Origin of the sequence: Bradyrhizobium sp. PSBB068 (assembly GCA_016839165.1) — a bacterium.
Taxonomy (GTDB): domain Bacteria; phylum Pseudomonadota; class Alphaproteobacteria; order Rhizobiales; family Xanthobacteraceae; genus Bradyrhizobium.
In genome coordinates, this window is record CP069300.1 from 6,889,488 (window position 1) to 6,913,178 (window position 23,691).

19 protein-coding genes and 1 pseudogene are annotated in these 23,691 nt (G+C 66.0%); 10 read left to right on the top strand and 10 right to left on the bottom strand.

Annotated elements, in window-relative coordinates:
• The first annotated feature begins 186 nt into the window (after window positions 1–186).
• Complete coding sequence (locus JQ507_31910) at window positions 187–2,232, top strand: acetoacetate--CoA ligase (protein QRI69417.1); 2,046 nt, start codon at window positions 187–189, stop codon at window positions 2,230–2,232.
• Window positions 2,233–2,339: 107 nt separating this feature from the next.
• Here JQ507_31910 and JQ507_31915 read toward each other — a convergent pair whose 3' ends face one another.
• Entirely contained in the window at window positions 2,340–3,263 is a 924-nt protein-coding gene (locus JQ507_31915; GenBank protein QRI69418.1) for a LysR family transcriptional regulator, read from the bottom strand.
• A gap of 71 nt (window positions 3,264–3,334) precedes the next feature.
• Here JQ507_31915 and JQ507_31920 point away from each other — a divergent pair, with 71 nt between their 5' ends.
• The 3 genes from JQ507_31920 to JQ507_31930 are packed head-to-tail and all read left to right on the top strand — an operon-like array spanning window position 3,335 to window position 6,309.
• A complete protein-coding gene (locus JQ507_31920; protein QRI69419.1) occupies window positions 3,335–4,495 on the top strand; it encodes a DSD1 family PLP-dependent enzyme in 1,161 nt (386 codons plus the stop codon).
• A 17-nt stretch (window positions 4,496–4,512) separates the two neighbouring features.
• Window positions 4,513–5,172 carry an HAD-IA family hydrolase gene (locus JQ507_31925; protein QRI69420.1) on the top strand — a complete coding sequence of 220 codons (660 nt, stop codon included), beginning with the start codon at window positions 4,513–4,515 and terminating at the stop codon, window positions 5,170–5,172.
• Between the two features lie 6 nt (window positions 5,173–5,178).
• Window positions 5,179–6,309 (top strand): threonine synthase, encoded by a 1,131-nt coding sequence (locus JQ507_31930; GenBank protein ID QRI69421.1) that lies wholly within the window; start codon window positions 5,179–5,181, stop codon window positions 6,307–6,309.
• A gap of 101 nt (window positions 6,310–6,410) precedes the next feature.
• Here the strand turns inward: JQ507_31930 and JQ507_31935 are convergent, their stop codons facing one another.
• From JQ507_31935 to JQ507_31950, 4 genes are all read right to left on the bottom strand, one after another.
• Window positions 6,411–7,454: a glycosyltransferase family 1 protein gene (locus JQ507_31935; GenBank protein QRI69422.1), complete on the bottom strand. Its 1,044-nt coding sequence runs from the start codon at window positions 7,452–7,454 to the stop codon at window positions 6,411–6,413.
• Entirely contained in the window at window positions 7,451–8,338 is an 888-nt protein-coding gene (locus JQ507_31940; protein QRI73602.1) for a UDP-2,3-diacylglucosamine diphosphatase, read from the bottom strand. The genes JQ507_31935 and JQ507_31940 overlap by 4 nt, the downstream gene beginning before the upstream one ends.
• Window positions 8,339–8,571: 233 nt before the next feature.
• Window positions 8,572–9,231: a DedA family protein gene (locus tag JQ507_31945; GenBank protein QRI69423.1), complete on the bottom strand. Its 660-nt coding sequence runs from the start codon at window positions 9,229–9,231 to the stop codon at window positions 8,572–8,574.
• Window positions 9,232–9,241: 10 nt separating this feature from the next.
• Window positions 9,242–9,820: a methyltransferase domain-containing protein gene (locus JQ507_31950; GenBank protein ID QRI69424.1), complete on the bottom strand. Its 579-nt coding sequence runs from the start codon at window positions 9,818–9,820 to the stop codon at window positions 9,242–9,244.
• A gap of 333 nt (window positions 9,821–10,153) precedes the next feature.
• Between JQ507_31950 and JQ507_31955 the strand changes: the two genes are divergently transcribed.
• Both JQ507_31955 and JQ507_31960 read left to right on the top strand, forming a co-directional pair.
• Entirely contained in the window at window positions 10,154–10,828 is a 675-nt protein-coding gene (locus tag JQ507_31955) for a response regulator transcription factor (GenBank protein ID QRI69425.1), read from the top strand.
• Window positions 10,829–10,833: 5 nt separating this feature from the next.
• Window positions 10,834–12,201 (top strand): HAMP domain-containing histidine kinase, encoded by a 1,368-nt coding sequence (locus tag JQ507_31960; GenBank protein ID QRI73603.1) that lies wholly within the window; start codon window positions 10,834–10,836, stop codon window positions 12,199–12,201.
• An 82-nt stretch (window positions 12,202–12,283) separates the two neighbouring features.
• Here JQ507_31960 and JQ507_31965 read toward each other — a convergent pair whose 3' ends face one another.
• Complete coding sequence (locus JQ507_31965) at window positions 12,284–13,477, bottom strand: beta-lactamase family protein (GenBank protein ID QRI69426.1); 1,194 nt, start codon at window positions 13,475–13,477, stop codon at window positions 12,284–12,286.
• A 141-nt stretch (window positions 13,478–13,618) separates the two neighbouring features.
• The gene (locus JQ507_31970; GenBank protein QRI69427.1) at window positions 13,619–15,259 is read right to left on the bottom strand and encodes an NAD(P)/FAD-dependent oxidoreductase; all 1,641 of its coding nucleotides are present in this window, start codon (window positions 15,257–15,259) and stop codon (window positions 13,619–13,621) included.
• Window positions 15,260–15,560: 301 nt separating this feature from the next.
• Here JQ507_31970 and JQ507_31975 point away from each other — a divergent pair, with 301 nt between their 5' ends.
• Window positions 15,561–16,463 (top strand): helix-turn-helix transcriptional regulator, encoded by a 903-nt coding sequence (locus JQ507_31975; protein ID QRI69428.1) that lies wholly within the window; start codon window positions 15,561–15,563, stop codon window positions 16,461–16,463.
• A gap of 32 nt (window positions 16,464–16,495) precedes the next feature.
• Here JQ507_31975 and JQ507_31980 read toward each other — a convergent pair whose 3' ends face one another.
• Both JQ507_31980 and JQ507_31985 read right to left on the bottom strand, forming a co-directional pair.
• A complete protein-coding gene (locus JQ507_31980) occupies window positions 16,496–17,530 on the bottom strand; it encodes an aldo/keto reductase (protein ID QRI69429.1) in 1,035 nt (344 codons plus the stop codon).
• A 23-nt stretch (window positions 17,531–17,553) separates the two neighbouring features.
• The gene (locus JQ507_31985) at window positions 17,554–18,735 is read right to left on the bottom strand and encodes an MFS transporter (protein QRI69430.1); all 1,182 of its coding nucleotides are present in this window, start codon (window positions 18,733–18,735) and stop codon (window positions 17,554–17,556) included.
• A 101-nt stretch (window positions 18,736–18,836) separates the two neighbouring features.
• Here JQ507_31985 and JQ507_31990 point away from each other — a divergent pair, with 101 nt between their 5' ends.
• Both JQ507_31990 and JQ507_31995 read left to right on the top strand, forming a co-directional pair.
• Entirely contained in the window at window positions 18,837–19,793 is a 957-nt protein-coding gene (locus JQ507_31990; protein ID QRI69431.1) for a LysR family transcriptional regulator, read from the top strand.
• A 7-nt stretch (window positions 19,794–19,800) separates the two neighbouring features.
• Window positions 19,801–20,289 (top strand): annotated as a pseudogene (locus tag JQ507_31995) (SRPBCC domain-containing protein).
• A gap of 6 nt (window positions 20,290–20,295) precedes the next feature.
• Here the strand turns inward: JQ507_31995 and JQ507_32000 are convergent.
• Window positions 20,296–21,045, bottom strand: a complete 750-nt coding sequence (locus tag JQ507_32000; protein ID QRI69432.1) for a methyltransferase domain-containing protein — start codon at window positions 21,043–21,045, stop codon at window positions 20,296–20,298.
• A 255-nt stretch (window positions 21,046–21,300) separates the two neighbouring features.
• Here JQ507_32000 and JQ507_32005 point away from each other — a divergent pair, with 255 nt between their 5' ends.
• On the top strand, window positions 21,301–23,676 hold the full coding sequence (locus tag JQ507_32005; protein ID QRI69433.1) for a glucose/quinate/shikimate family membrane-bound PQQ-dependent dehydrogenase: 2,376 nt from the start codon (window positions 21,301–21,303) through the stop codon (window positions 23,674–23,676).
• Window positions 23,677–23,691: the final 15 nt, after the last annotated feature.

Genomic DNA, 23,691 nt, shown 5'->3' on the forward strand with positions numbered 1-23,691 from the left:
CGCTCGCTCCACCGCATGCGCATGGAATCAGCCCGCGCGCTTGCGGAATAGCACGTTGCAGCAGCGGTATGAATATGACGCAAGCCATGGCGCGACTGCGTTCCCCGTGCTCGCGTCCCTATGTTAAGACACGCCGGCACGCCTCACTCGCGTCTGCCACGACACAAGAAACTTCGGAAACCGCCCATGACCGCACCTTACGTCCCGCAAATGGCCCTTTACCGCGATTGGCTGAAGGAGACCCGCGGCCTTGCGTTTGCGGATTTCGAGGCGATGCGGCGCTGGTCGGTCACCGACATCGACGCGTTCTGGCAGAGCGTCTGGGATTATTTCGACCTGCGCTCGCCGACGCCGCATTCCGCCGTGCTTGCCGACCGCAAGATGCCCGGCGCATTGTGGTTTCCCGGCGCTTCGGTGAATTATGCACGCCAGGTCTTCCGTCATGTCGGGCCGGCGCATGCGGCCGGCCTGCCGGCCCTGATTGCGAGCGGCGAAGACGGCAGGCTTTCGGAGACCAGTTGGCCCGAACTGCAACGCAAATCGGCGGCGCTTGCGCTGCATCTGAAGGCCAGGGGCGTGCGCGCCGGCGATCGGGTCGCGGCGTACTTGCCGAATATCCCCGAGACCATCATCGCGTTTCTTGCGACCGCCAGTATCGGTGCGATCTGGAGCGTCTGCGCCCCCGACATGGCGGCACCAGCGGTGATCGACCGCTTCAAGCAGATCGAGCCGAAAGTGCTGATCGCCTGCGACGCCGTAACCTATGCCGGCCGGCGCCATGACCGGCAAAATGTGATCGAGGATTTGCGACGCGCGTTGCCGACAGTCGAACATGTCATCCTGCACAGCGACGCGGCACCGTCGGAGACACGACTATCCACCATCCTCGCGGGCCAGGGCCCGACGATCGACGCCTTCGAGCCGGAATGGCTGCCGTTCGATCATCCGCTATGGATCGTCTATTCCTCGGGCACGACCGGATTGCCGAAGCCGATCCTGCACAGCCATGGCGGCATCATCGTGGTGGCGCTGCCGCTCTCGACGCTGCACAACGACGTCGGCTGCAGCTATCAGCCGAACTCGTTCGGCGAACGCTTCCACTGGTACTCCTCGACCGGCTGGATCATGTGGAACTGCCAGGCCAACGGCCTGCTCAACGGCACCACCTGCTGCATCTTCGACGGCAGCCCCGGCGGCACCAAGGACAAACCCGACTGGACCACGCTGTGGCGCTTCGTTGCCGATGCCAAGGCAACCTTCTTCGGCGCCGGCGCGGCGTTCTTCGCCAATTGCACCAAGGCCGAGATCGACCTTGCCGCCGTCGGCGACCTCTCCGGCCTGCGCACGCTCGGCTCGACCGGCTCGCCGCTCTCAGCCGACACGCAGGCCTGGTTCAACGAGCGCTTCGCCGCGCTGTCGAAGACGAACGGCAACACAGCGCAAGCCGACATGTGGTGGGCCAATATTTCCGGCGGCACCGATTTCGCCGGCGCGTTCATCGGCGGCAATCGCGAACTGCCGCAGACGCCGGGCATCATGCAATGCCGCCTGCTCGGCTGCGCGGTGGAAGCCTTCGACGAACAAGGCCGCGCCGTGATCGGCGAGGTCGGTGAGCTCGTCTGCACCGAGCCGCTGCCCTCGATGCCGCTGCGTTTCTGGAATGACCCCGGCAATGCGCGCTATCTGTCGAGCTATTTCGAGACCTACCCCGACAATTTCGACGGCTCAGGCCGCGGCCCGGTGTGGCGGCATGGCGACTGGCTCAAGATCGAACCCGACGGCTCCTGCGTGATCTATGGCCGCAGCGACGCCACCATCAACCGCCATGGCCTGCGGATGGGCACCAGCGAACTCTATTCGGCGATCGAGGCGCTGCCCGAGGTGCTGGATTCGATGGTGGTCGACCTCGAATATCTCGGCCGCGACAGCTACATGCCGCTGTTCGTGGTGCTGCGCGAGGGCGTTGTCTTCGATGCCGCGATGAAGGCCAGGATCAACCAGGCAGTCGAAGCCGGATTGTCGCGCCGCTTCCTGCCCAACGACATCTTCGTGGTGGCGGAGATTCCGCGCACGCTGTCCGGCAAGAAGCAGGAGCTTCCGGTCAAGAAGCTGTTGCTCGGCCACCCCGTCGAGAAGGTCATCAACCGCGATGCGATGGCCAATCCTGGATGCCTCGACTGGTATCTCGATTTTGCGAGGAGCTACTTGAGCAAGCAGGCCGGCGCAGCGTGAGCGCAGCTAAAGCGCGATGAGATTGGGCTGAATCGTCATCGCGCTTTGGTTCATTGTTTGAGCATGATCTTTTCGGAAAACCGCTTCGCACTTTTCCGGATCATGCTTTAGCGCGGCCCGCTGCGCCATGGCGGCGGCGCAAGCGCGGCGTGCAGCTGCTCGACGAAAGCCTGCGTGCGTCGGGCGCGGCCGCCGCGCCCGGGATTGAGCAACGCGACGATGTCGGCCGACGGCAGGCGATGGTTCGGCAAGACACGGATCAACCGGCCGGCGGCGAGATCCTCGGCGACATCCCACTCCGACCTCACGATCAGGCCGTGATGCGCCAGCGCCCAAGTCTTCACGACCTCGCCGTCATTGCTCGACAGCATCGGCTCGATCCTGACCACATCAGGCTCCGACGCCGCGCGCTTGCGGGAGAACCGCCACAGCGTCACGTCCTCCTCGTTCTCGCGCAGCGCGATGCACTGATGCGAGCGCAAATCCTGCGGGCGCGCCGGCGTTCCCCGCCGTTTCAGATAAGCCGGTGAAGCACACAGATACCGTTCGTTCGGCGCGAGGCGCAGCAAGCGCAGCGTGGAGTCCTTCAGCGCACCGATGTGGATCATCACATCCCACGCACGCACCGCGGCACGGCCCGGCCGATCGGACAGTTCGAGCTCGACCGACACCTCGGGATGACGTGATCGGAAGGCGGCAACGACCGGGGCGATATGGCGCCGTCCGAAGCCGAGCGGCGCAAGCACCTTCAGATGGCCGGCGATGGTGCCGCGACGCGCCTGCAGTGCTTCGGTCAGCTCCGTCGCGTCGTCAAGCAGCGTGCCGCCGCGCAGCACCAGCAGCTCGCCCTCATCGGTCAGCGTCAGCCGCCGGGCCGAACGGCTGACCAGTTGAACGCCCAAACGCTGTTCGAGGCTCTGTAGCCGCTGCGAGACCGCCGACGGCGTCACGTCGAGCGCTCGCGCCGCGGCCGCGAGCGACCGGGCCGCAGCGATGGCCATGAAGAAGCGGATGTCGTCGGTCGATATCATTAAGTCCAGACTTAATATAACAATGACATTCGGTAAATTGTACTTAGCATTGAAACGGCTAGTCTCGCCGGATGTCATCAGCCCCTGCCTCGAACGCACCGCATCCGCTCGCCGGGATCGACACGCCCTGCCTGGTCCTCGACGAAGACCGGATGCTGCGCAACATCGCCCGCCTGAAGACGCGGCTGGCGCGGCTCGGAGTGCCGCTGCGTCCGCATCTGAAGACCGCGAAATCAATTCCGGCGGCGCGCGCCGTGATGGACGGCCCGGGCGGCCCGGCCGCGGTCTCGACCTTGCAGGAGGCCGAGGCCTTTGCCGCTGATGGCGTCACAGACATCCTCTATGCCGTCGGCATCGCGCCGCAGAAGCTCGATCGCGTCGCCGCGCTGCGGCGGCGGGGCGTGGACCTCTCCGTGGTGCTCGACAGCGTGGAGCAGGCGGCCGCCGTCACCGCGATGGCGCGCATGACGGGCGACCGCATTCCGGCGCTGATCGAGATCGATTGCGACGGCCATCGCGCCGGTCTGGGCACGAACGACCCGCTGCTGGTCGAGATCGGCCGCGCGCTGCATCAGGGCGGCGCTGAGTTGCGCGGCGTCATGGCGCATGCGGGGGAATCCTATTCCTGCCGCAGCGTGGCGGCGCTCGAGCAGGCCGCCGGGCAGGAGCGCGCCGCCGCGGTAGGCTGCGCCGAAGCGTTGCGCGCGGCCGGACTGCCCTGCCCCGTGGTCAGCGTCGGCTCGACGCCGACGGCCCATTTCGCGCGCCGGCTCGAGGGCGTCACCGAGGTGCGCGCCGGCGTGTTCGTGATGTTCGACCTGGTGATGGCCGGGATCGGGGTCTGCGCGGTCGACGACATCGCATTGTCGGTGCTCGCGACGGTGATCGGCCATCGCGCCGACCGCGGCTGGACCTTCGTCGACGCGGGTTGGATGGCGCTGTCGCGCGATCGCGGCACCGCGAAGCAGCCGGTCGACCAGGGCTACGGCATCGTCTGCGACGTCGATGGCCGGCCCTATCCCGACCTCATCGTGACCGAGACCAATCAGGAGCACGGCATCATCGCGCTCCGTCCCGGCAGCACCGCGCCGCAGGTTGCGCTGCCGGTCGGCGCGAAGGTGCGGATCCTGCCCAACCATGCCTGCGCCACCGGAGCCCAGCACGACCGTTATCATGTCGTCGCTGCGGGCGCCGACACCGTCAGGCAATGGGAGCGGTTTCGCGGATGGTAGCAGACGGAGCGCAGCCCATGAAACGAGCCTATGACGCCGTGTTGTTCGACCTCTTGACCGCGCTGCTCGACAGCTGGACGCTTTGGAACAAGGTCGCGGGCTCCGACGAGGCCGGGCTGCGCTGGCGCGCCGAGTATCTCAAGAACACCTATGCCACCGGCCGTTATCGCCCCTATGAGGATCTGGTCGGTGAAGCGGCACACAATGTCGGGCTGCCGTTCGAACGGGCCGAAGAGCTTGGCGCACGCTATGCGGAGCTCGATCCCTGGCCCGAGGCTCGCGATGTCCTGCGAACGCTGCACGAGGCCGGTGTCGCGCTCGGCGTCGTGACCAACTGCTCGGAGCGGCTCGGCCACATCGCCGCCGATCGCCTCGGTATCCCGCTCACGGTGTTCGTGACGGCGGAGCGCGCGGGCTACTACAAGCCGCAGCCGCAACCCTACCAGCTCGCGCTCGACGAATTGCCGGTCCCCGCAAATCGATGCCTGTTCGTCGCGGGATCGGCCTATGATCTGTTCGGAACGGCACGTGTGCACTTGCCGACTTGGTGGCATAATCGAGCCGCAATGAACCTTCCGGAAGGGGCGCCCGCCCCGATCATGGTTCGTGACAACCTTGCGACCCTGCCGGCTTTCGTGCTTGGACGAGACCTGTCCGGCCCGCCCCTTGAGGACTGAATCGAGATGCCTTCACCCAGCTACGTCGACCCGCTGAACGGAAAGCTCTACCCGCTGGATATCCCGCGCTGGTGCTCCGACGAAGGCAAGCCTTTGCTCGTCACACCGCTGCCGGGCATCTCCCGCGACGAGGTCGAGCGCGGGACGCGGTCGCTGTGGCGCTACCGCGCCGCGCTGCCGGTCGAGATCAGGCAACCGATCACGATGGGCGAAGGCTGCACGCCCGCCGTCGAGAAGGCGTGGGGCGATCTGCGGCCGCATTTCAAGCTGGATTGGTTCAATCCGACCGCAAGCTTCAAGGATCGCGGTACCACGGTGATGCTGTCGTTGCTGCGCCAGCTCGGTGTCGATGCGGTGCTTGAAGACAGCTCCGGCAATGGCGGCGCGTCGGTCTCGGCCTATGGCGCGGCCGGCGGCATGCGGGTGAAAATCCTGGCGCCGGCGACGACGTCGCCGATGAAGGTGGCGCAGATGCACGCCTTCGGCGCCGAGGTGCAGCTGGTGGAAGGCCCGCGCGAGGAATCCGAAGCGGAAGCGATCCGGCAGTCGAAGCAGATCTTCTACTCCAGCCACAACTGGCAGCCGTTCTTCCTGCAAGGCACCAAGTCGCTGGCCTATGAGATCTGGGAAGACTTCGGCTTCACCGCGCCCGACAACGTCATCATGCCGGTCGGCGCCGGCAGCAGCCTGCTCGGCTGCTACATCGGCTTCAAGGAACTGCTCGCAGCCGGGCAGATCACGCGATTGCCGCGGCTGTTCGCCGCGCAGCCGCTCAATTGTTCGCCGGTCGATGCGAGCTTTTCCGCCGGCGTCGACACGCCGGTCGATCGCGAAGTCCGCAAGACCATCGCCGAAGGCACCGCGATCAGGCATCCGCTGCGGCTGAAGCAGATGATCGCTGCGCTGAAGGAGAGCGGCGGCGGCACGGTCGCGATCCCCGAAGACGGCATCGTCGCCGCATTGAAGCGACTGGCGTTGACCGGCCTGTTCGTCGAGCCGACCTCGGCCTCGGCGGCCGCCGCGCTCGACGTCCTGAAGGCGCGCGGCGCGATCCGGCCGACGGAACGCACCGTCGTGATCATCAGCGGCACCGGGATCAAGGCCGCAGGACTGATCACGGAGCTGCTCGGCAGCTAAAGTACGATGAGATTGGGTCGAATCGTCATCGCGCTTTAGCTCTTTGTTTGAGCATAATCTTTTCGGAAAACCGCTTCGCACTTTTCCGGATCATGCTCTAGTCAGCCGGCCATCGCTCCCGCGACGGCCGCGCACGCCGGCGAAGCGTGCGCGCGGCCGATATTGTCGAGGAACTGCCGCACGCTTTCCTGCCAGGTAAAGGTCAAAGCGTGGGCGCGGCATTTCTCGCGCGGTACACGCAGCGCGCCGAGTGCCGCTCGGCGCAGGTCATCATCGAGGCACCCGCAGCCTGATTTGCCGATCACGTCGAGCGGCCCCATCACCGGAAACGCGGCGACCGGCACGCCGCAGGCCAGCGCCTCGAGCAGCACCATCCCGAACGTATCGGTCAGGCTTGGAAACACCATGACGTCGGCCGACGCGTAGACATCGGCGAGCGCCCGCCCGGTCCGCGTGCCGAGGAAATGAACCTGCGGAAACCTGGTCTGCAGGCTGCTGCGCAGCGGGCCATCCCCGACCACGACTTTCGAACCCGGCAAATCGAGACCGAGAAAGGCATCGAGGTTCTTCTCGACCGCGACGCGGCCGACATAGAGGAACACCGGCGCCGCGAAGGCAAGCGGCCGCTCGACGCGCGGACAGAACAGCTCGGCGTCGACGCCGCGCGACCATGGCATCAGCTTGCGGAAGCCATGCGCCTTCAGCGCCTGCTCGAGCGACGGCGAGCCGACCATGATGCCGTCGCCGCCATTGTGGAAACGGCGCAGCGCCGCGTAGCTCCACCGCAACGGGACCGGCAGCCGCGCCGCGAGATATTCCGGAAACCGGGTGTGATAGCTGGTCGTGAACGGATAGCCGCGCGTCTGGCAGACGTGCCGGGTGATCCAGCCGATCGGGCCTTCGGTCGCGATATGCACCGAGTCCGGGCGAGCAGCGGCAATCGCACGCTCGATCCGCCCGATCGACGGCAGCGCGAGCCGGATCTCCCGATAGCCGGGCAGCGGCACGGTGCGGAAATCAGCCGGCGTGAGAAAGCTGATATCGGCGCCGAGCGACGGCGCTTCGCTGGCGAGATACTCGAGCGAGCGGACCACACCATTGATCTGCGGACGCCAGGCGTCGGTCGCCACCAGCACGCGCATCACGCGACCGCCTCCACGAGCGGCGCGAGGCCCGCCGCGTTCGACGCCGGCTGCGGATCCGTCCATCGGACGATTTCAAACTGCCCGTCATAGCGCTCGACCACGCCCGTGCAGGACTCCACCCAGTCCCCGGTATTGATGTAGCGCACGCCGAATTCGTCGTGCATCGCCGCGTGGTGGATGTGACCGCAGATCACGCCCTGAACGTTGCGGCGCCTGGCCTCGGAGGACAGCACCTCCTCGAACCGGCCGATGTGGTTGACCGCATTCTTGACCCGCAATTTCGCCCAGGACGAAAACGACCAATAGCCGAACCCGAACTGGCGCCTGATCCGGTTGAGCCAGACATTGGAGGCCAGCGCGGCCCGGTAGCCGACATCGCCGATCAGCGCGAGCCATCGCGCATGCCGCACCACGAGATCGAAATGATCACCGTGAACGACGAGATAGTCGCGGCCGTCGAGGCCACGATGGATCGCGCGTTCGACGACCTCGACGCCGCCGAACGCCGCGCCGGCATAGTCGCGCAGAAATTCGTCGTGATTGCCGGGGATGTAGACCAGGCGTCGGCCCCGTTGCGCGAGCTCGATCAGCTCCCGCACGACGGCATTGTGCGCCGTGGGCCAGTACCAGCTCGACCGCAGGCACCAGCCATCGACGATGTCGCCGACCAGGAACACGGTTTCGGCATCATGGTGCCGAAGAAAGTCGATCAGCCGCTCGGCCTGGCACCCCCTGGTTCCGAGATGGACGTCGGAGATGAACAGGCTTCTGACCTTGACGACATGCCGCGACGAGAGCCGCACTGCGCCGGCACGGTCGCCGTGTCCCCGAAGCCGGACATCTCGATCGGCCTCACTGCCGTCGCGCCGGAATGCCGTCGCCATGGCCTCGGCCAATCCAGCGAGAACCCTGGTGATATCGCGGCTGGCGCATCGCCGGAAGATCGAGCGATGCCAATAGATGCCTGCCGCGAGAACCAGCAGCGCGAACTCGGCCGTGCGATATCGCCCGCCGGACGCTGCGACACCGAACTGATAGCTCGCAGCCAGGACCAGCAGCGCGGCGGCTGCGCTTTCGAGGGTGTGCGAACTCGGCCGCAGGCGGGACAACACGACTCTCATGCACCTTCCTCCATCGGCAAGCGTGAGGGGAGCGCGAGCGGCTCCGCGAAAGGCCGCGGCGCGAGCGAGCGCTTGTAGAAGCGGAATCCAACGAAGAGCGCGACTTCCACGGCGATCAGGACGACCACCACCCAGAATCCGAGGCTGACCGGATCATGGCCGCTGCCGCGCAGCGCATAGCCCAGGCTGAGGAACGGCATGTTCCAGATCACGGTGCCGATCGCGGTCGCCATCACGAAGGCGCGCGGCTCCAGCCGCAGCACGCCGGCGGGCAGCGCCAGATAGATCCGCACCGTGGGCAGGGTCTGGCCGATCAGCGTCACCCAGAAATGATTGCCGCGATAGGCATCGGTGAGCTGCTGGTAGAGCGACGGCCGCAACAGCACGAATTTGCCGAAGCGCGCCACCAGCGCTTCGATGCGCCGCGAGCCGAGCGCGCGCCCAAGGCCGTACCAGCCGATCGCGCCGATGACCGATCCGGCGCTGGTCGCCAGGATGGTCATCGCGAGTGTCGCGCCGTCGGGGATGGTCATTCCGAGCAGCATCAGCAGCACGTAGGACGGCAATAACGGGATGAACTTCTCGGCAACGGCGAGGCAGCCGACGCCGACCAGGCCGAAGTGCAGAAACATCGCGATCGTGCTCGACGTGTCCATGCTGCCTCGTTCAAGCGTGAGGGTGACGGCGGCTGATCCGGTACACGGACGCCGGCGGCAGGTTGCGGAACGTCTGCCCGATGCAGCTCGCCTGCAGATCGAGGCGATCCAGGACCGCGTCCGACACGGGACAACGCAGGCCATAAGTGATCTGGTAGAACGCACCGTCGGCGCGGAGATAGCGGAAGGCGGCATCGAGGATCGTCGTGACCTTCTCCGGCGGCATGATGAGAAGCCCGAGCCCGCTCACGACGGCGCCGACCGGCGCCCCTTCGAACAGCCTCTCCCTCCACAGCCAGGCCGCGTCCATCCAGAGCACCCGGGCGCCCGGGAAGCGCCGCTGCAGCAGCGGGATGAACTCGGAGCCGTACTCCACCAGCGTCAGATCCTGCTGCCTCACGCCGCGCTTCAGCAGCGCGCGGGTGAAGACGCCGGTGCCGGGACCGAGCTCGATCACCGGACCGGCGTCCGCCATGATCTCCTGCACCATGAGGGACGAGATGGCGGGCCCGGACGGCGCCACCGCGGCGACACCGAGCGGATTGCGCACCCAGGCGCGGAAGAACGGCAGGATGTCAGCGGCCGACATGCTGGAGCTCCCGCACGATGGGCGCGTTGCGCATCTCGCGCCGCGGATTCGTTAAAGCCATTTACGTATCTTTCGCATTGCAGGTGCCACCATCGTGTGGAGGAAGCGCCCGCCGGTTGAGCGTCGTGTCGGTCGGTGACGGGACGATTCGACCCGCTCCGATGGAGCCCTCTGTCTCATGCGAAGCTTGCGGCAGCCTGTCGCGAACGGGCGCGCGTGCGAAATTTCGCTCCGCGACGCATTGGCGCGGAGCAAACCGCAAGGTTGCCGCAATGAATCGGACATAAAGCCGGCAGACCAATGACGAACCCGATACAGGGATGAAGGTGACGAATGCGCGTGCTGTTGGTGGAGGACCAGCCGGAAATGGTCGCAGCGCTGCGTGCGGCACTCGCGCGTCACGACATGCTGGTGGATCACGCGCCTGATCTGTCGGAAGCCGAGGCGATCGCCGCCGCAGGAAGCTACGATGCGATCGTGCTCGACCGGCAATTGCCTGACGGCGACGGGCTGTCGCTGATTCCGAAACTGCGCGCCAGCGGCAACACCGTGCCGGTGCTGGTGCTGACCGCCCGCGGCGAGCTCGCGGACCGGGTCACGGGCCTTGACAGCGGCGCGGACGATTATCTCGGCAAACCGTTCGCGTTCGAGGAACTGCTGGCACGGTTGCGCGCGCTGCTGCGCCGGCCCGCCAATGTGCAGCAGCACGCCGCGCGGATCGGCCGCCTGTCGTTCGACTTCACCCATCGCGAGGCCAGTGTCGACGGGTGCCCGCTGGAGATGCCGCGTCGCGAACGGCTGGTGCTCGAGACGCTGCTTCATCGGATGGGGCGCATGGTGCAGCGTTCCGCGCTGATGGAGGCGGTCTACGGCCTCGACGACGACGTGCAGCCCAACGCGCTGGACACGCATGTGTCGCGTTTGCGCCGCCGGCTCACGGAGGCCGACGCCGGCGTCACGATCAACGGGGTTCGTGGCCTCGGCTACGTGCTGCGGGAAACGCCGTGAGCGTGCTGCGACCACGATCCCTGACCTGGCGACTGGTCGGGCGCCTCGCGGGCCTGCAGGCGGTCACGTTGACGCTGCTGATTCTGCTGATCGGAGCCGCCGCGATCGGGTTGCTCCGGGCGGGGCTCTTGATCGGCGAGTACGAAGGCAGCACGCTCGATACGTTGCGGGACGCCGTCACCCGCGATGAAGCGGGCGGATTGGCGCTACGCGCAACGCCGGAGCTCGCCGCTCTGCGCGCGGAGCACGCCGACCTCTGGTTCGTCATCCGCGACGGCGAGGGGCACCAATTGTCCGAAGGCACGGTGCCCGCGGAATTCGCGCCGATCGCATCGAGCCTCGATCATGTGAGCGAGGCGCGGCTCAAATGGAACGCGGCGGAAGTCACGCGCCCGGCGGGTCTCGTCAAATGGGTCGACACCTCGGCGGGACGGATCCAGATCCTGACCGGCACGTACGGCCAGCTCTCGATGTGGCGCGCGCTGGAGAGCACCCCGCTGCTGTTCCTCAACATGATACTGCCGATCATCGTGCTGATGACGCTGGCGACGCTGGTCGCGACCCCGTTCGTGGTGCGCCGGGCCATGACGGGTCTGGCGCAAGTCGCGGCGCAGGCCGAACGCATCGACATCGACCAGCGCGGCGTGCAGCTGCCGCTCGACAAGGTGCCGATCGAGATCACCCCGCTCGTCAAGGCGATCAATGCTGCGCTCGACCGCCTCGACAAGGGTTACGAACGCCACCGCCGCTTCCTCGCCGATGCCGCGCACGAGCTGCGCACACCGATCGCGATTCTTTCGACACGGGTCGCCTCACTCGAACCCGGACCGGAGAAGACCTATCTGCTCGAAGACGCCACCCGGCTCAGCGTCATGGCCGGCCAGCTCCTGGACTTGCAACGGCTGGATCAGCAGGCCGACACGTTCGCCGCCATCGACCTCGTCGCGGTCGCGCGGCAGGTCGTGCTGGATCTCGCACCGCTCGCCTTCGCGGCCGGCTACGAGATGTCGTTCGAGCACGAGGACGAGACCACTGTGATGAACGGCGATCAGACCTCGATCGAGCGTGCGCTCACCAATCTGGTACAGAACGCCATCGACCACGGACGGCGGCGCGGCACGATCCTGGTTCGGGTCACGGCGGCGGGCCTGATCGAGGTCTGCGACGATGGCGACGGCATTCCGCCCGACGAGCGCGAGCAGATCCTGGAGCCGTTCCGCCGGCTGCATCCGGGCGGACGCGGCGCCGGCCTCGGCCTCGACCTGGTGCAGAACATCATGCGCCTGCATGGCGGCCGGATCGAAGTCGATCAGGCGCCGTCCGGCGGCGCCTGCATGCGGATGGTGTTTCCGAAGGTGCAGCCGTCCCGTTGATCGGGCAGAGATGGCTGCGGCAGGCGGCACAAAAGCGCGATGCGATTGGGTTGATCGTCATCGCGCTCTTGCGGATCAGGGCCTAACCCGCCTTGCGCAGCCTGAGGGATTCGTAGAACGCCGTTTCGAAGTTCATGTAGCCGATGAACGACGTCGGATCACCGAAGGGGAGGATCTGCGTCGCCCAGTAGCCGCCGAAACCGTTCTGGCGATCGATCCAGTAGAACAGATTGGCGAGACCGGCCCAGCCGAGCGCGCCGGCGGGGCGGCCGGTCGGCGCCTGCTCGTCATTGATCATGAAGCTCAGCGCCCAGGATTTCGACTGGCCGGGGAAGAATTCGGCGTCGTTGGCGAGCGAGGTGATCACGCCGGTGATCGCAGTGACCTTGTTGTTGCCGAGATGGTTCTTCTCGGCCATCCGCACCGTTTCGGCCTTGAGGACGCGGCCATGCTCGCCGGCGCCGTCATTCAGCCACATCCGGATGAAGCGCATGTAATCGCCGATCGTGCCGTAGAGCCCGTGGCCGCCCATGTGGATTTCCGGATTGGCCGGCAACTCGAAATCCATCGGCGTGAGCGAGCCGTCGGCATTGCGGGCGTGGATGCTGGCAAGCTTGCGGCGCATCGCATCGGTGAGCTCGAACGTGGTATCCCGAATGCCGAGCGGTTCGAAGATCCGCGTCTTGAAGACCTCGCCGAGCCGCCTTCCGGTGATCGCCTCGACGATCTGGCCGCACCAATCCATGTTGGTGCCGTATTCCCAGCGCTCGCCGGGATCGAACAGCAGAGGTGTCATCAGCGAGGCCTTGGACGCCGTGATGACGCTCGGCTGCCCCTTCTCCTGCGCAAGGCGGTTGTAGGTGTGATTGATGAAATCGTAGCTGAGGCCTGCACTATGGACCATCAGCATGCGGGTGGTGATGTCGCGCTTCGGCGCACGGAGGCGTGGCTCGCCCTTGTCGTCAAAGCCCTCGATGACCTGAAGCCTGCCGATGTCGGGTGCGTAGGTCTTGGCCGGCGCGTCGAGATCGAGCTTGCCTTCCTCGACGAGTTGCAGAACGGCGGTGCCCGTGATCGCCTTGGTGGTCGAGAAGATGGCGAACACGCTGTCGGTCGTCATGTCGGCCGGCTGGTCGAGCCGGCGTTTGCCCGCGGCGCCTTCGTAGATGTTGCGATGCCGGTCGGTCACCATCGCAACGACGCCGGGGACGCGTGGATTTGACGTCACGACGCCATCGAGAATTGCATCTGCTGCCGCACTGAAATTCGCGCTCATTGTCTTCCTCCAAATATTCTTGTGATGTTGACTTGCGTAGCCCGGATGGAGCGAAGCGAAATCCGGGGTTGGCAGTCGGTGTCACTGGTCCCGGATTACGCTTCGCTCCATCCGGGCTACCAAATCCGATCGCGATCGGGCCTACTGCATCGCGAAGCCGCGATAGCCGCTCGCGGCGACCTCGTCACATTTCTGGCGGTAGGTGCCGACACCGCCGCAATAGGACAGCACGCGACGCGGCTTGCCCTCGACATTCGAGCCGAGATACCAGGAGTTGGTCTTGGCGATCAGGGTCGCGTTGGCGGTCTCATCGTGATGCGCCACCCACTGATCCTCGATATCCCTGGACGGCTCGATGACGTTCAGGTTGTTGCCGCGCATGTACTTGATGCAATCGTCGATCCACTCGACCTGCTGCTGCAGGCAGGTGGTCATGTTGCAGAGCGCGGCTGAAGGCGCGAGCGGCACCGCCGTCGTGAACAGGTTCGGATAGCCGTGGACCTGCAGCCCCATGGTGGTGCGGATATCGCGGCCCCAATCCTCCTTCAGCGAACGGCCGTCGCGGCCGCGGATGTCGATCCGCGTCAACGCGCCGGTGCCGGCATCGAAACCGGTTGCCAGGATGATGACGTCGAATTCATGCGCCGTGCCATCTGCGGTCTGGATGCCCTCGGGCGTGATGCGGGCAATCGGGTTATCCTTGACGCTGACGATCTCGACATTGGGCCGATGGAAGGCCTCGAGGAAATTGCTTTCCAGCGGCACCCGGTGCGTGCCGAAGCCGTAGTCCGACGGAATCAGCTGCTCGCACAGTTTGGGATCCTTGATCCGCTCCCGCATCTTCGCGCGCACGAATTCGGTGATCTCGGCGTTGACGGATTCGTCGAAGAACAATTCGGCGAAGGACGACACCCACAATTTGAGCGATCCGTCGTTCCAGCAATCCTCGACCACCTGGCGGCGCTGCTGCGGCGTCAGGTCGGCCCAGGCATGCTCGAAGTCGAATTCGAAGCCGGTGAACGTCTTCGGCAGCCGTTCGGTGAGGAACTTGAACTTCGACTTGTAGGCTTCGGCGTCCGCCGCATCCCATTTCGGGTTCTTCATCGGGATGATGTATTGCGGGGTGCGGATGAAAACCTTGAGATGACCGACTTCGCCGGCGATCGACTGGATCACCTGGATCCCGGTCGCGCCGTTGCCGACCACGCCGACGCGCTTGCCGGCGAGTTCGATCGGCCCCTTCGGCCAGCGCGCGGTGTGGAACAGCTTGCCCTTGAACGTCTCCTGTCCCGGGAACGACACGTGCGGGGCCGAGAGCATGCCGCAGCAGGTGACCAGGAACTGGGTGTCGATCACTTCGCCCTTGTCGGTCGTGACCTGCCAGCGCTGCGCCGCCTCGTCGAAATGCGCGCTTTTCACCGTGGTCTCGAACTGGATGTCCTTCTTGAGGTCGAGACGGTCGGCCACATAGTTCAGCCAACGCTCGATCTCGGGCTGTCCCGGAAACCGCTCGCTCCAGCTCCAGCCCTTGTAGAGCTCCTCGGAGAACAGATACTGATAGGTGTGGCCTTCGGAATCGAAGCGCGCGCCGGGATAACGGTTCCAGTACCAGGTGCCGCCGACGCTCGATCCTGCGTCAATAGCCCTGACATTCAGGCCCTGCTCGCGCAGGCGGAACAGTTGATAGAGGCCCGCGACGCCGGCGCCGATCACCACGGCGTCGAGTTTAGATGTCGCGTGCACGCCATTGCTTCCATTGGACCTGGTTGCGGTCGCGGTCATGGTTTCCTCCTGTGTGGTGTCTCGCCCGCTCCTTCCCATCCGCTGCATCGCGGGATGACGGTGCGTTGCGCCAATTTCGTCCTCGGCGGCATCGGTGGGGCTGCCGGAACGCACCGGAGGCTATGGCCCTTGCGGCATGCGGGGCTTGGATGAAACCGACAATCTCTGGAACGCGGCTGCAGGCGGCGCTCGGCCATAGGTCGCCTTGGCAAACCGTGAAAGCCGCCTATCCTGTGCGCAGCCGTCCGGCCAAGAAGAAGCCGTCAATCGCGCCGCGGATTCCAGGGAGGAGGCTCGCGCGATGGGCCAGTTGATCACGGTCGAGGAACTGCCGCGCTACGCTCCCGGCGAGCTGAAGCTGGATAGTACGCCGGTTGGCCGCAACGATTTCCGGCTGCGGATATTCCGCTATGCGCCATCCGACATCTGGGTCCCGCCGTCGGAGAACTACCTCGTCGTGATCTATCGCGACGGCGTCACATCGATGAACCGCCGCGTCACCGGCGCTTGGAAGCAGGATCATGTCGGCCGCGGCGTCACGACGCTCTTGACGCGCGCCGAGCCCTCGAACTGGCGCTGGCAGCACGACATCGAGGTCAGCCATTTCTACATCTCGCCGACGCTGATGACGAAGACCGCCAGCGAAGCGTTCGACCGCGACGCCGAGACGGTCGAGCTCCACGATCTGCTCAAGGTCGAGGATCCGATGCTGACCTGGATCAACGACCAGATGGTCCAGGAAATCGCCGCGGGCGGTCCCGGCGGCCGGCTCTGCTACGACGCCCTGGCGCTGCAGGCCAGCGTGCACATCCTGCGCAAATACGCCGCGATCGAGTTCAAGATGCCCTGCGCGCAGGGGCGCTTTCGCCCAGCGCACGCGCGGCTGATAGAGGACTATGTCGAGCAGAACATCTTCCGGAACATCACGCTGGAGGAGCTCGCGAACATCTGCAATTGCACGCCGGTGCAGTTCGCGCGCAAGTTCCGCGTCCATTACGGCATGCGCCCGCACGCTTATGTGCTGCGGCGCAAGGTCGAGCATGCCTGCCAGCATCTGCGCAGGGACCGCGTGGCGCTGAAGGAGATCGCGCTGCTGGCAGGCTTCGCCGACCAGAGCCACCTCAATCGCGTGTTCCGGCAGCACATGAACGTGACGCCGGCGGAGTACCGCCGGCAGGTCTGCGAGACCAAGCTCGAGGCGTGAGATCGCGACGCTAGCCAGCGATCGGCCTACGCCTACACCGGCGGCGGATTGATCCGGGCAAAGCCCTCCTGGATCCGGTAAGGGTAGTAGGGATAGGCCGGCATCACGGCGCTTGCCTTGTCGAGACGCGCGATCTGGTCCGGCGAGAGCGACCAGCCGACCGCACCGAGATTGTCGCGCAGCTGCGCCTCGTCGCGCGCGCCGATGATCACGGATGACACGCTCGGGCGGGTGAGCAGCCAGGCGATCGCGATCTGGGGCACGGTGCGGCCGGTCTCCGCGGCCACGGCGTCCAGCGCATCGACGATCGCGTAAAGCTTCTCGTCGTCGACCGCCGGCCCGAACTTCGCGGTCTCATGCAGGCGGCTGTTGTTCGGCAGCGGCTGGCCGCGCCTGATCTTGCCGGTGAGGCGGCCCCAGCCGAGCGGGCTCCAGACCAGCGCACCGACGCCCTGATCGAGCGCGAGCGGCATCAGCTCGGATTCATAGTCGCGGCCGACCAGCGAATAGTAGACCTGGTGCGCCACATAGCGCGGCCAGCCGTGCCGCTCTGCGATCCCAAGCGACTTCATCAGATGCCAGCCGGAGAAGTTCGAGGCGCCGACATAGCGCAGCTTGCCGGCCCGCACGAGCGTGTCGAGGGTCGACAGCACTTCATCGATCGGCGTGAAGGCGTCGAAGGCGTGAAGCTGCAACAGGTCGATGTAATCGGTGCCGAGCCGGCGCAACGCGGCGTCGACCGCGGCGACGAGGCGATAACGCGACGTGCCCGCATCGAGCGGGCCGTCGCCCATCGGCAGGCCGGTCTTGGTCGAGATCAGCACCTTGTCGCGGCGGCCCTTGATCGCGGCGCCGAGGATCTCCTCCGATGCGCCGTTCGAATAGACGTCGGCGGTGTCGAACAGATTGACGCCGGCCTCGAGGCAGATGTCGATCAGCCGCCGCGCCTCGCTGGCGTCGCTGCGGCCCCAGGCGGAAAACAACGGTCCCTGGCCGCCGAAGGTGCCGGTGCCGAAGCTGAGCACGGGGACTCTCAAACCCGACGTGCCGAGATTGCGATATTCCATGGTCGTACTCCTTGTGATGCCAATCATTCCGCCGGACACTGCGCGGCCAGCACAGCGGGCCGATCAAGCCGCAGGCTCCACAGCGCGAGCAGCAGCCCGATCGCGGTGATAACGGCCGCAACCAACGGCAGTGCGCCGAGACCAAGACCGCGATCGATGGTGACGCCGCCGGCCCAGGCGCCGAGCGCATTGCCGAGATTGAACGCCGCGATGTTCAGGCTGGACGCCAGCGTCCGGCCCTCGGCGCCCGCGGCTTCGAGCACGCGAAGCTGCAGCGGAGCGACAGTTGCAAACGATGCGATGCCGAGCACGAACAAGAGCGCCACAGCCAAGGCCTTGATCGAGACCACCGCCGCCAGCGCGACGAGGACTGCGGCAAGCCCGCCGAGCGACACCAGCAGTGCACGCGCAAGCCCCTTATCGGCGAGCCGACCGCCCGCGACATTGCCGATCGCAAGGCCGGCGCCGAACACCAGCAGGATCGGCGACACCGCGGCGTCGGAGAATCCGGTGAGCCGCGTCAGGATCGGCTGCACATAGGTGAAGACCGCGAACAGCCCGCCAAAGCCGAACACCGTCATCGCGAGCCCGAGTAGCACCTGCGGGCGGCCGAGCACGGCGAGTTCCTCACGCAGCGGCGCCGGCTTGTCCTTGGCGCCGACATGGCCGGGCACCAGCACCGCGAGCACGATGAAGGCGACCACGCCGATGACAGCCACCGCCCAGAAGGCCGCGCGCCAACCGAGCATCAGGCCGAACCAGGCTCCGAAGGGCACGCCGAGCAGGGTCGCGACCGTGAGGCCGATGAACATCGTGGCGATCGCCGACGCCCTCTTGTCTTCCGGGACCAGGCTGGTCGCGACCACCGAGCCGACGCCGAAGAAGGTGCCGTGCGCCAGCGAGGTCAGGATGCGCGCGGCCATCAGGAGGTCGTAGTTCGGCGCGACCGCGCAAGCCGCGTTGCCGAGCGTGAAGATCGCCATCAGCGCCAGCAGCACAGCCTTGCGCGGCATCTTGCGCGTCGCGAGCGTCAGGATCGGCGCGCCGACGAACACGCCGAGCGCATAGCCGGAGATCAAGAGGCCCGCCGCGGAGACCGACACATGCATGTCGGCGGCGACCTGCAGCAACAGTCCCATGATGAGGAATTCGGTGGTGCCGATGCCAAAGGCACCGGCGGTCAAGGCAAGGACTGCGAGAGGCATGTGTCGCTCCGGAGGGTAAGGATTCCGCAATGCGAGATAGCGGCCCGGGCGAGGAAGGATTAGAATGGCCGAAATCCAATCATTTGTGACGTGAATTCAAGATGGCTCGTACCGACACCAACCGCTCCGGCGAAATGGACGTGTTCGTCCGCGTCGTCGACCTCGGCGGTTTCACCGCCGCCGCGAACAGCCTGCGCCAGACGCCGTCGGGCGTCAGCAAGCTGGTGTCGCGGCTGGAGACGCGGCTCGGCACAAGGCTGGTCAACCGCACCACGCGCAAGCTACAGCTCACCGAGGAAGGCCAGGCGTTCTATCAGCGCGCGCAACGCATCCTCGCCGACATCGACGAGGCCGAGCGCGAGGCCGCCTCCTGCGTGCCGCGCGGCCATCTCACCGTCAACAGCAACATCCCGTTCGGCATGCTGCATGTGATGCCGCTGCTGCCGCGCTTCATGCGCGAGCATCCCGACATCACGCTCGACGTCGTGCTGACCGACACGCTGGTCGATCTGATGCAGGCGCGTGCCGATGTCGCGATCCGCGCCGGCCCGCTCGGCGCCTCGCGGCTGATCGCGCGCAAGCTCGGCACCAGCCGCATGGCGGTGGTTGCCGCGCCGTCCTATCTCGCCCGCCACGGCATCCCGAAGACGCCGGCCGACCTCGCCGCCCACCGCGGCATCGGCTGGACCTTTCCGCGCAGCATCCGCGGCTGGCCGTTCCGCCGGGCTGAAAAGATCGAGGAAGCATTGCCGCCGCCGGTCGCTCGCGCCAGCGACGGCGAGACCGCGCGCCAGCTTACGCTCGGCGGCATCGGCGTCGCGCGGCTGGCACTGTTCCATATCGGCCCCGACATCGAAGCCGGGCGTCTGGTCCCGGTGCTGCAAAACCTCAATCCGGGCGACCGCGAGGACATCCACGCGGTCTATGTCGGCCACGCCGGTCCGCTGCCGGCACGGGTGCGCGCCTTCATCGATTTTCTGGCAAGCAACATCCGGATCGGCGATCCGGCGCTGCGGCGTGGCGCGGACGGGAAATGGAAGATCGTGGGCGACAAGTGAGCATGCGATGACGAACGAAATCCCGGTCTTCCAGTCCGTCACCGAGTCGATCCGCATCGCGGCGCGGCCCAAGCATGTGTGGGACGCGATCCTGGATCCCAAAGCGGGCGAGACGTGGCGCAACGCACATTTCACGACGGACTGGCAGATCGGTGCGCCGATCGAGATCGAGGCGGAGATCGGCGCGAAGCACTATCGCGACAAGGGCCGAGTCATCCGCATCGAGCCGCCAATGCTGCTCGCATACTCCTATTGGTCGCAGGTCTCCGGCCTGCCCGACGTTCCGCAATCCTATGCGACTGTTATGATGACGCTCACGACCGACGGCGGCGAGACGGTGCTGACCGTAACCCAGCAGGTGCCGCCGTCACCGATCCGCCGCAGGAACGGATGGGAAATCGGCTCCGAGTAAGGCGCGAAGCACGTCGCGTTCTATTGGCGCATGACTCTTCCACGCCTGAAGCAGGTCGTCGAGCAAGGACGTGCCGTGCCATAGCGTGACCTAGACCCGTTTCAGCAGAAAGAGCTGCGTGATATAGGGAAACACCACCTCGTCGGCGTCACCGAGACCGGCCTCACGCAGGATGTCATCGGTCTTCTTGCGAAGGGCCGCCTTCTCCGTATCAGGAAGATTGGCGACATAGCTGGTCGATGTGACGCGCTCGAAGACGTCCTGGCGCGCCATCCGGTGCGGATGGTCCTGCACGATTTCCTTCTCGAGCACGAAGCGGGCATCGTTCAGGATCCAGCGCCAGCGTCCCGAGCGTTGCCGGGGCGTGTCGCCGGCGTAGCCTTCAATCATGGCGGACAATGCGTGCACCCATGGCGCACGATCATCCCTGTTGTTCCAGACCAGCGCCAGCGTGCCGCCGGGATGCAGCAGCCGTGCGATCTCGGCGACCGACGCCTCGTTGTCGAACCAGTGGAACGACTGGGCGCAGGTCACGAGATCGACGCTGCCGGTTGCAAGACCGATCGCATCGGCGCGGGTGTTGATGACCTCCACCCTTGCTTCCTGCGCCAGCTTGGCCGACATTTCGGCGACCGGTTCGACCGCAACCAGACGCGTGGTCGCGGGCAGATGCTGCAGCAGCAGGCGGGTGAACTTGCCGGTTCCGGCGCCGAGATCAACGACACAGCGCGCGGCCTGAAGCGGCAGTGCGGCGACGATCTCCGCGGGGTAGCTCGGCCGGCCTGCCTCGTAGGCGGCGACCGCGACGCGATAATTCTTGGCTGTAGGGTTCAGTGTCATTGTGCGTCTCCTGCGAGCCAGCTTTCGGCGATGAAATCTGCCGACGGTATAGAGCAGCGCCTGCGCGGGACCGGAAGGGCGCGTCGATACAAAATTCGCTGAAGCCCCCTCACCTTTGCGTCAGCGCCGGCGGCAGCATCCACGCCGCAGTTCCAGGTTGCAAGTTGCGATTGGCTGAACCACAGTCCTTGCAGGCGGACACGGTCTTTTGCGCTTGCACGACAAGCCCGGTCCCTCTTGCGCACCGGAGTGGCCATGCAGCGATCCAGGGCAGTCCTTATCACAGCCATCGTCTACGCCTTGATCGGCCTGGTCCTCGCGGCGGGCGGAATCTGGCTCGCCGCCCTGGGCGGCTCCATCTTCTACATCGTCCTCGGCGTCGGCGTCCTCGCCACGGCGGCGTTGCTGCTGATGCAGCGGCGCTCCGCGCTATGGCTGTTTGCGATCGTGCTGGTCGGCACGCTGGCGTGGGCTGTGCACGAGGTGCGTCTCGACTGGTGGCCGCTCGCGGCGCGCGGCGACATCATCTTCCCGATGGCACTCTGGCTGCTGACGCCGGTGATCGTTCGCGCCCTGATTCGAGGCGAGCCTATGTCCTACGCGCGCGCGACAGCGCCGCTCTGGATCGGCGTCGTGGCATCAGCTGCCGTCCTCGTGGCCGCGCTGCTTTCGAGCTATCACGACATCAACGGCACGATTGCCGCATCCGGGCCTGCCGTGCCGCAAAGCGAAGCCGACCCGCAGCCGGACGGCGACTGGCGCGCCTATGGCCGCACGCAGTTCGGACAACGCTATTCGCCGCTCAAGCAAATCACACCCGACAATGTTGGCAAGCTCAAGGTCGCCTGGATCTTCCGCACCGGCGACGTGGCGACGCCTGAGGATTCCGGCGAAACCACCTTCGAGGTCACCCCGATCAAGGTGCGCGACACGCTCTATCTCTGCTCGCAGCATCAGGTGCTGTTCGCGCTCGACGCCAGGACCGGCACCGAGCGCTGGCGCTACGACCCCAAGCTCGTGCACAACAAGACGTTCCAGCACATGACTTGCCGCGGCGTCTCCTATCACGAGACCGCGCAGGGTGCCGTCGACTCCGGCGGCAGCCCGGCGCCAGCCGAGTGCCCGCGGCGGATCTTCCTACCGGTCAATGACGGCCGCATGATCGCGCTCGATGCCGACAGCGGCAAGCTGTGCGACGGCTTTGCCGATCACGGCATCCTCGACCTCCAGCAGGGCATGGGGATCAAGACCGCGGGCTTCTTCGAGCCGACGTCACCGCCGGTCGTCAGCGACAGGATCATGGTCGTCGCTGCCGCGGTGATCGACAATTATGCGGTCGAAGTGCCGTCCGGCGTGATCCGCGGCTTCGATGTCTATACCGGCAAACTGGTCTGGGCCTGGGATTCCGGCGCGGCTGACGAGAATGCATTGCCATCCCCGACGCGGCATTACACCAACGGTTCGCCGAACTCCTGGATCACCGCCTCGTTCGATCCGAAACTAAATCTGGTCTACATCCCGACCGGCAACAACGGGCCAGACATTTGGGGCGGCAATCGCGATGCTTTGGTCGAGCGCTATTCGAGCTCGATCGTCGCGCTCGATGTCAATACCGGCAAGCGCGCCTGGTCGTACCAGACCGTGCATCATGACCTCTGGGACATGGATGTTCCCTCACAACCGAGCCTGGTCGACGTCACCACGGCCAAGGGCGTCGTTCCCGCGATCATCCAGCCGACCAAGGTGGGCAATATCTTCGTGCTCGACCGCAGGACCGGCGAATTGATCGTGCCGGCGCCGGAGCGTCCGGTGCCGCAGGGGCCCGCGCCCGGCGACCGCAGCGCGCCGACGCAGCCGTTTTCCGAACTGACGTTCCGGCCGGAGGCGAAGCTGACCGGCGCCGACATGTGGGGCGGCACGATCTTCGATCAGTTGCTGTGCCGGATCATGTTCCACCAGCTTCGTTACGAGGGCACCTTCACACCGCCGTCGTTGCAAGGCACGCTAGTCTTCCCCGGCAATCTCGGCATGTTCGAATGGGGCGGCATCGCGGTTGATCCCGTCAGGCAGATCGCGATCGCCAATCCGATGTCGCTGCCGTTCAGGTCGAGGCTGATCCCGCGCGGCCCGCAGAATCCGCCGGCGCCGACCGCCGAGAAGCCGGTCGGCAGCGAAGTCGGGACGCAGCCGATGTACGGCACCCCGTTCGGGGTGGACATCTCGAGCTTCCTCTCGCCGCTGTCCGTGCCGTGTTACCGGCCGCCATGGGGCTCGATGGCGGCGATCGATCTCCGGACGATGAAGATCGTCTGGCAGCATCCCAACGGCACGATCCGGGACACCACGCCGCTGCCGCTTCCGTTCAAGATGGGCGTTCCGATGCTGGGCGGCCCGATCACGACCGCCGGCGGCGTCGCGTTCTACACCGGGACCTACGAGTACACGATCCGCGCCTACGACGTGCGCGACGGCAAGGTGCTGTGGGAAGACCGCCTGCCCGCCGGCGCGCAATCGACGCCGATGAGCTACGAAGCGGACGGCAAGCAGTACGTCGTCACCGCGGCCGGCGGCCACGGCTCGTTCGGCACCAAACGCGGCGACTACGTCATCGCCTACGCATTGAAGGATTGAACCGGGGAGCGTCGT